The 8,256-nt window shown below is 67.2% G+C and carries 6 protein-coding genes; 4 read left to right on the plus strand and 2 right to left on the minus strand.

Going from position 1 to position 8,256, the window contains the following annotated elements:
- The coding region (locus ACEN88_RS19045; RefSeq protein ID WP_413342025.1) for a glycoside hydrolase family 2 TIM barrel-domain containing protein at window positions 1–1,872 on the plus strand (1,872 nt) is incomplete at its 5' end.
- Here ACEN88_RS19045 and kdgD read toward each other — a convergent pair.
- A complete protein-coding gene (gene kdgD / locus ACEN88_RS19050; RefSeq protein ID WP_413342027.1) occupies window positions 1,873–2,784 on the minus strand; it encodes a 5-dehydro-4-deoxyglucarate dehydratase in 912 nt (303 codons plus the stop codon).
- A gap of 97 nt (window positions 2,785–2,881) precedes the next feature.
- Window positions 2,882–3,928, minus strand: coding sequence for a LacI family DNA-binding transcriptional regulator (locus ACEN88_RS19055; protein ID WP_413342029.1), 1,047 nt, complete (start codon window positions 3,926–3,928; stop codon window positions 2,882–2,884).
- Between the two features lie 200 nt (window positions 3,929–4,128).
- Here ACEN88_RS19055 and garD point away from each other — a divergent pair, with 200 nt between their 5' ends.
- Genes garD through ACEN88_RS19070 form a run of 3 tightly spaced genes read left to right on the plus strand, consistent with a single transcriptional unit; the run spans window position 4,129 to window position 8,182 of the window.
- Window positions 4,129–5,673: a galactarate dehydratase gene (gene garD / locus ACEN88_RS19060; protein ID WP_413342030.1), complete on the plus strand. Its 1,545-nt coding sequence runs from the start codon at window positions 4,129–4,131 to the stop codon at window positions 5,671–5,673.
- A 44-nt stretch (window positions 5,674–5,717) separates the two neighbouring features.
- A complete protein-coding gene (locus tag ACEN88_RS19065; protein WP_413342032.1) occupies window positions 5,718–6,782 on the plus strand; it encodes a porin in 1,065 nt (354 codons plus the stop codon).
- A 32-nt stretch (window positions 6,783–6,814) separates the two neighbouring features.
- The gene (locus ACEN88_RS19070; RefSeq protein ID WP_413342033.1) at window positions 6,815–8,182 is read left to right on the plus strand and encodes an MFS transporter; all 1,368 of its coding nucleotides are present in this window, start codon (window positions 6,815–6,817) and stop codon (window positions 8,180–8,182) included.
- Window positions 8,183–8,256: the final 74 nt, after the last annotated feature.

Below are 8,256 nucleotides of genomic sequence, written 5' to 3' on the forward strand. Positions count from 1 at the left end.
GTCGCCGTGCTGCCCGACGCGGCCGTCCGCGTGCCGCCGGGGCAGACGCTGGACGTCGCGCAGGAGTCCGCGCGGCTGTCGGGCCTCGAGCTGTGGAGTCCCGAGACGCCCACGCTGTACCGCGCCGTCACGACGCTCGACGTGGCGGGGCGCCAGCGCGACCGCTTCGAGACGCCGTTCGGCTTCCGCACCATCAAGTGGACGGCCGACCAGGGCTTTTTTCTCAACGGCGAGCACCGCTACTTCCGCGGCGCCAACGTGCACCAGGACCAGGCCGGATGGGGCGACGCCGTGACGAATGCCGCCATCGACCGCGACGTGCAGCTGATGAAGGACGCCGGTTTCGATTTCATCCGCGGCTCGCACTATCCGCACGACCCGCATTTCGCCGAAGCGACCGATCGGATCGGCATGCTGTTCCTGCCGGAGGCGCCGTTCTGGGGCACGGCCGGCATGAGGAGTCCGTGGAGCCGGTCCGCCTATCCGCCCGAAGCCGAACACCAGGCCGCGTTCGAGGACAGCGTCAAGCAGCAGCTGGCGGAACTCATCCGCATCAACCGCAACCATCCGTCCGTCGTCGCGTGGGGCATGGACAACGAGGTCTTCTTCACCGACAAGGAGACCCTGCCGGCCGTGCGCAAGCTGCTGGCGGACGAGGTGGCGCTGTCGCACAGGCTCGATCCCACGCGGCCCGCGGCCGTCGACGGCGCGCAGCGGGGAGACATGGACCGCATCGGCGACATCGCCGGCTACAACGGCGACGGCGCCGTGCTGTTCCCGAATCCCGGCATCGCCAACTTCGTCGCGGAGTACGGCTCGACCATCTCGGACCGGCCGGGCGAATACGCCCCGGGCTGGGGCGACATCGAACGCACGCCGGGCGCGAAGGCGGGCGAGCCGGCGTCGTGGCGCTTCCCGTGGCGCGCGGGCGAAGCCGTATGGGCCGGGTTCGACCACGGCTCGATCGCGGGCAAGTTCGGCTCGATGGGCCTCGTCGATTATGCGCGGCTGCCGAAGCGCAGCTGGTACTGGTACCGTAATGCCTACCGCGGCATCTCGCCGCCGGCGTGGCCGCAGCCGGGCCAGCCGGCCGCCCTACGGGTGACGGCCAGCAGTCCCGTCATCCGCCACGCGGACGGCACGGACGACGTGCAACTGGTCGTGACGGTGTTGGATGCGGCCGGCAGGGCGCTGTCCAACAGCCCGCCCGTGAAGTTGGCGCTGGAAGCGGGGCCGGGCGAGCTGCCGACGGGACGCAGCATCGCGTTCACGCCGGACGGCGACATCCCGATCCGCGACGGCCAGGCCGCCATCGCCATGCGCAGCTGGCAGCGCGGCACGACACGGATCCGCGCGACGTCGCCCGGCCTCGCCGACGGCGTGCTGACGGTGGAGACGGTGGACGGTCCGGCCTTCGTGGACGGCGTGACGCCGCTGGCGGCCGACCGGCCGTACGTGCAACGCAAGATGGCGGTGGGGGGAGAGCAGGCGTTCGGCCTGAAGAATCCGACGCAGGCCAGTTCGAGCGCGGCCGAGCACGCATCGTCGCTGGTCAACGACGGCGACGCCGCCACATGGTGGGCACCGGCGGCGGACGACGCGGCGCCGTGGTTCGCCATCGACCCCGAGCGCATCGTGAATTACCGCCGGCTGGCGGTGCGGTTCGCGCCGGGCGGGCGCTGCGGCGTGACGGCGGAAGCGCAGGATACGGGCGGCGTGTGGCAGGTGCTGGCCGACGTGCCGGCGGCGGCCGACACGTTCGACGTGCCGGTGCGCGCCGTCACGGGACGGCGCTTGCGGCTGCGCCTGGCGGGCGCCAACTGCCGCATCGCCGACGTCGTCATCACGGGGACGCCGGCGACCTTCTGGTGATCAGCGCACGTTCTGCTTCTTGATCAGTTGATCGAGCATGGCGTGTTCTTCTTCCGTCAAATCGGTCAGCGGCGCGCGCACCGGACCGCCGTCGTGGCCGACGAGGCGGGCGCCCGCCTTCACGATCGACACGGCGTAGCCGGCCTTGCGGTTGCGGATCGCCAGGTAGGGCAGGAAGAATTCGTCCAGCAGGCGGTTCGTCGTCGCGTGGTCGTCCTGCGCGATCGCGTGATAGAAATCCATCGCCAGTTGCGGCATGAAGTTGAAGACGGCCGACGAGTACACGGGCACGCCTAGCGCCTTGTAAGCTGCCGCATACACTTCCGCGGTCGGCAGGCCGCCCAGGTAGCTGAAACGGTCGCCCATGCGGCGCCAGATCGAGACCATCAGTTCGATGTCGCCGATGCCGTCCTTGAAGCCGATCAGGTTCGGGCAGCGGTCGGCCAGCTGTTCCAGCGAGTCCGCGGTCAGGCGGCATTGCGCGCGGTTGTACACGACGACGCCGATGTTCACCGATTTGCAGACTTCTTCCACGTGCGCGACGAGGCCGTCCTGGCTCGCTTCCGTCAGGTAGTGCGGCAGCAGCAGCACGCCTTTCGCGCCCAGGCGCTCAGCTTCCTGCGCGAACGCGATCGCGGCGCGGGTCGGGCCGCCGACGCCGGCGAGGATCGGCACCTTGCCGGCGCACGTGTCGACCGCGGTCTTGATCACCTGCGAGTATTCGTCGTGCGTCAGCGAGAAGAATTCGCCGGTGCCGCCGGCCGCGAACAGGGCGGTGGCGCCGTACGGGGCGAGCCATTCCAGGCGTTCGATATAGGTGTTCTTGCGGAAGTTGCCTTCGGCATCGAAGTCGGTGATGGGGAAGGACAGCAGGCCGGACGACATCACTTGCTTGAGTTCTTGCGGATTCATTTGCGCTCCAGGGCGGTGGGTTTAACTTGTCAGACATCGTATAACTAAGCCCGCGACGTCGCAAGAATAATTTGCGATATCGTTGTTTCGGCGCCGGTCAGCCGGCGGTGCGCGTCGTCGCCCGTTCGACGAGCTGGAAGCCCACGTCGACCACGTTGTCCGCCAGCGCGTCGCCTTCGATCTTGGCGATGAGCGCCCGCGCCGCCCGCACGCCGATCGCGCGCTTGTCGACGTGGACGGACGAGATGGGAGGATGGGTGTACGCGGCGAAGTCGAAGTCGCCGAAGCCCATGATGCCGAGCGATCCGGGCACGGCGATGCCTTGCGCCTGCGCCTCGATGAGGGCGCCATGGGCCAGCACGTCGGAGCTGCACACGACGACGTCGGGCTGGTGGCCCTCGGCCAGGATCGCGCGCAGGCCTTCGCGGCCGAGATTCATCACGGTCGGCGGGGTGGCCATGTGCGTGGCGATGGGCACCACGCCGTGCTGTTTCAGTTCCGCCTCCAGCGCCAGGCGCCGCCGGTTGGCGCGCTCGTCGCGCGCGCAGATCGATGCGAAACGCCTGTAGCCTTTACTTAAAAGGTATTGCGCGACCTTTTCGCCAACCCGTTCCTGCGAAAAGCCGATGGCGATGTCGATGGGGGAGGGCGTCAGGTCCCACGCTTCCACGACGGGCACGCCGGTCGCCAGCAGTTTCTTGCGCACGCCGGGGTGATGATGGATGCCGGTGAGGACGATGCCGTCGGGCTGGCGCGACAGGATCGCCGTCAGCAGGTCTTCTTCCTTTTGGCGCGAATAGTTCGACACCGACAGCAGCAACTGGTAGCCGTGCGCCGACAACTCGTCGTTGAGACCCTGCACCGTCTCCGCGAACATCGAGTTCGACAACTGCGGCACGATGGCGGCGATGAGCTGGCTGCGCTTCGTCGTCAGGCTGCCGGCCAGCATGTTCGGGATATAGCCCATCGCGGCCGCGGCTTCTTTCACGCGCGCGATCGTGTCCGGCTTGACGAGCTTGGGGTTGTGCAGCGCGCGCGATACCGTGATGGGAGAGAGGCCCGCCAGTCGCGCGACGTCCTTCAGCGTGATGCTTTTCGGGCGGTCTCCGTTGGTGGGGAGCGTGTCGTCTGCGGGATCCATCATGTTGTTGTGTTCTTTATCACTTGTACGACATCCGATCACAAAACGCTTGCGTTCGAAGATGATTGCGGTATCATACCAAACACCTCGGCCGAACTACCGGCCCTATTTTTAAGACAAGAATGATTGCGGTGTCATTTTTGCGCAAAGTGCGTGCTTGTTGTGCTTTGCTGTTAAATGATTGCGCAATCATGGAGACGCTGATGACTATCCCCCGCACCATCCGCATGCACGAGAACGACAACGTCGCCATCGTCGTCAACGCCGGCGGCCTGCCGGAAGGCACTATCTTCCCGGACGGGCTGACCCTGGCCACCCGCGTGCCGGAAGGGCACAAGGTGGCGCTCGTCGACATCGCCCAGGGCGCACCCATCGTCCGCTACGACGTGACGATCGGCCATGCGCTGCAACCGATCGCCCGCGGCACGTGGATCGAGGAATCGCTGGTCGGCATGCCGGCCGCGCGCGGCCTGGACGACCTGCCGAAGCCCGTCCGCGACCGCGTACCGTTGCCGCCGCTGGAAGGCTATACGTTCGAAGGCTTCCGCAATCCGGACGGCTCGGTCGGCACGCGCAACATCCTCGCCATCAGCGAGACGGTGCAGTGCGTGTCGGGTGTCGTCGCGTTCGCGGTCGACCGCATCAGGAAGGAGCTGCTGCCCCAGTACCCGCACGTGGACGACGTCGTCGCCATCGAGCACACGTACGGCTGCGGCGTCGCCATCGACGCGCCCGGCGCCGAGATCCCGATCCGGACGCTGCGCAACATCGCGAAGAACCCGAACTTCGGCGGCCGCGTGATGCTCGTGAGCCTGGGCTGCGAGAAGCTGCAGCCGGCGCGTATGTTCCCGCAGGGTTCGATCCCGATCCAGACGCCGAAACAAGAGCTGGATACCGTGTGCCTGCAGGATGCCGCGCACGTGGGCTTCGGCGACATGATCGACTCCATCATGCGCACGGCCGAGAAGCATCTGGCGGTACTGAACGAGCGCCGGCGCGAGACGGTGCCGGCGTCAGAACTCGTCGTCGGCGTGCAGTGCGGCGGCAGCGACGCGTTCTCCGGCGTGACCGCGAATCCGGCCGTCGGCTTCGCGAGCGACCTGCTCGTGCGGGCGGGCGCCGCCGTCATGTTTTCCGAAACGACGGAAGTTCGCGACGGCATCGACCAGCTGACGGCGCGCGCCGCCGACGACGACGTCGCGCACGCGATGATCCGCGAGATGGCGTGGTACGACGAGTACCTGAAGCGGGGCGGCGTGGACCGCAGCGCGAACACGACGCCGGGCAACAAGAAGGGCGGCCTCGCCAACATCACGGAAAAGGCGATGGGGTCCATCATCAAGTCCGGCACGGCGCCGATCGCGGGCGTGCTGGCGCCGGGCGACAAGCTCCAGCAGAAAGGCCTGATCTACGCGGCCACGCCGGCCAGCGATTTCATCTGCGGCACCCTGCAGCTGGCCGCCGGCATGAACATGCACGTGTTCACGACCGGCCGCGGCACGCCTTATGGCCTGGCCGCCGTGCCGGTCGTGAAAGTCGCCACGCGCGACGACCTGGCACGCCGCTGGCACGACCTCATGGACATCAACGCCGGCCGCATCGCGACGGGAGACTCCACGATCGCGGACGTCGGCTGGGAGTTGTTCCACTTCCTGCTCGACGTGGCGAGCGGCCGCAAGAAGACGTGGGCCGAGCACTGGAAGCTCCATAACGCGCTCACGCTCTTCAATCCGGCGCCCGTGACCTGACCGCACGCGCGACCGCACAAGCTAGAGAACAGCAAGGAGACATCTTGAAGACAGCAGTATGCATCGCCCTCGGCCTGGCCGCGGGCGCGGGCGCGCACGCCCAGACGAATGTCACGATCTACGGCATCGCCGACGCGGCGTTCGTCGGCGAGAACGGCAGCGCCGCCGGTCACCGGACGAAGATCACGAGCGGCGCCGCGTCCGCATCGCGCATCGGCTTCCGCGGCACGGAGGACCTGGGCAACGGCATGTCCGCGTTCTTCACTCTGGAGACGGGTGCGAAGATCGATACGGGCGAGCTCGATGCCGCGAACACGATCTTCAACCGCCAGGCGTTCGTGGGCATGAAAACGAAGGCGGGCGCGATCGCCTTCGGCCGCCAGTACACGCCTTACCACCTCACGCTGACGTCCGTCGCCGATCCGTTCGGCACGGGCTACGCGGGCACGGCGAAGAACCTCTTCCCCGACAACGGCACCAATGTCCGCACCAGCAACACGATCACGTACACGTCGCCCAAGGTGAACGGCGTGCACGCGGAACTCGCGTACAGCGCCGGCGAGCAGACCGAATTGTCGGCCGGTCGCCAGTTCGGCGGTGCGCTCGACCTGGCCCGTGGCGCCCTGCGCGTGCGCCTCGCCTACAACAGCAAGAACACGGACGTGGCGGCGGCGGGCGTGAACCACGACCTGGGCCGCAACGTGCTCCTCGGTGCCAACTACGACCTCAAATGGATCAAGCTGTATGGCGCATTCGAAGTCGACAAGGGTTATGACAGCGCCACCCTGGGCAACGCGAACAACCCGTACGGCGGGGTGAAACCGACGCCGTCGACGGACGGCCGCGAGATCCTGCTCGGGTTCTCCGCTCCCGTCGGGCCGGGCACGCTGATGTTCTCCACGCAGCACAAGGACGACCGCACGCACTTCGACCAGGACGCCCGCGAGTGGGGCATCGGTTACCTGTACGCGCTGTCCAGGCGCACGGGCCTGTACGCCGCGTACGCACATATCCATAACAAGAACGGCGCCGGCTACACGGTCGCCAACAACACGGAGCCGGGTACGGGCAACACCGGCTTCAACCTGGGCATCCGCCAGACGTTCTGAGTCCGGCGGCCACACCAATCTCTGGAGGGACCATGGAGCACACAACGACCGCCGCCATACCGGCCGCAACCACCAAACTCGCGTCGCGCACGCGCTGGGGCATACTCGCCATCCTGTTCATCGTCACGACGGTCAACTACGCCGACCGCGCGTCGATCTCGATCGCGGGTCCGGAAATCCGCAAGGCCCTGGGCCTGTCGCCCGTCGAGATGGGCTTCGTCTTTTCCGCGTTCGCATGGTCGTACGTGGCGGCGCAGCTGCCCGGCGGCTGGCTGCTCGACCGCTTCGGCTCGAAGATCACCTATTTCTTCAGCATTTTTCTCTGGTCGCTGTTCACGCTGCTGACGGGCGGCGTCGGCTTCCTCACCGGCGCCGCCGCCGTTGGCACGCTGTTCGTGCTGCGTTTCCTCGTCGGCGCGGCCGAGGCGCCTTCGTTCCCCGGCAACAGCCGCATCACGTCGGCGTGGTTCCCCACGCACGAGCGAGGGCTCGCGTCCGCGCTGTTCAACTCCGCGCAGTATTTCGCGACCGTGCTGTTCGCGCCGATCATGGGCTGGCTCGTCCACGCGTTCGGCTGGGAGAGCGTGTTCATCGTGATGGGCGGCCTCGGGATCGCGCTGGCCTTCGTCTGGCTGAAGGTCATCCACGGCCCGAAGGACCACCCGTCCGTCAGCGCCGGCGAACTGAAATACATCGAGGAGGGCGGGGCGCTCGTCGACCTGGATGGCGGCAAACGCGCATCGCAGGCGCCCGCGGTCGACACGCTCGCCTGCGTCAAGGAGCTGCTGTCCAATCGCATGCTGCTGGGCGTGTACATCGGCCAGTACTGCATCAACACGCTGACGTACTTCTTCCTCACGTGGTTCCCCGTCTACCTCGTGCAGGAGCGCCACATGACGATCCTGAAGGCGGGCTTCGTCGCATCGCTACCCGCCATCGCCGGCTTCCTCGGCGGCGTCGTGGGCGGGACGATCTCGGACCGCCTCGCGAAGGCCGGCTTCTCGCTGTCGATGTCGCGCAAGGTGCCGATCGTGTGCGGCATGCTGCTGTCGATGAGCATGATCGCCTGTAACTACATCGACACCGACGCCGTCGTCGTCGCCGTGATGGCGCTGGCCTTCTTCGGCAAGGGCGTCGGCGCGCTGGGCTGGGCCGTCGTCGCGGACACGTCGCCGAAGGAAGCGGGCGGCCTGTCCGGCGCGCTGTTCAACACCTTCGGCAACATCGCCGGCATCACGACGCCCATCGTCATCGGCTACATCCTGCAGGGCACCGGCTCGTTCGCGGGGGCGCTCGTGTATGTCGGCGCCAACGCCGCCGTCGCGATCTTCAGCTATGTGTTCATCGTGGGCGAGATCAAGCGCGTGAAGCTGGTGAAGTCGCTGACAACGGCTTCGTAGGTAGTTTGAATCCGATCGCCGGATTGCTGCGTACAGGAGGGAGCGGGGGAGGCTTTTCTGTCCGCGTGCGGCGG

Origin of the sequence: Massilia sp. CT11-108 (assembly GCF_047302915.1) — a bacterium.
GTDB classification, from domain to species: domain Bacteria; phylum Pseudomonadota; class Gammaproteobacteria; order Burkholderiales; family Burkholderiaceae_D; genus Telluria; species Telluria orientalis.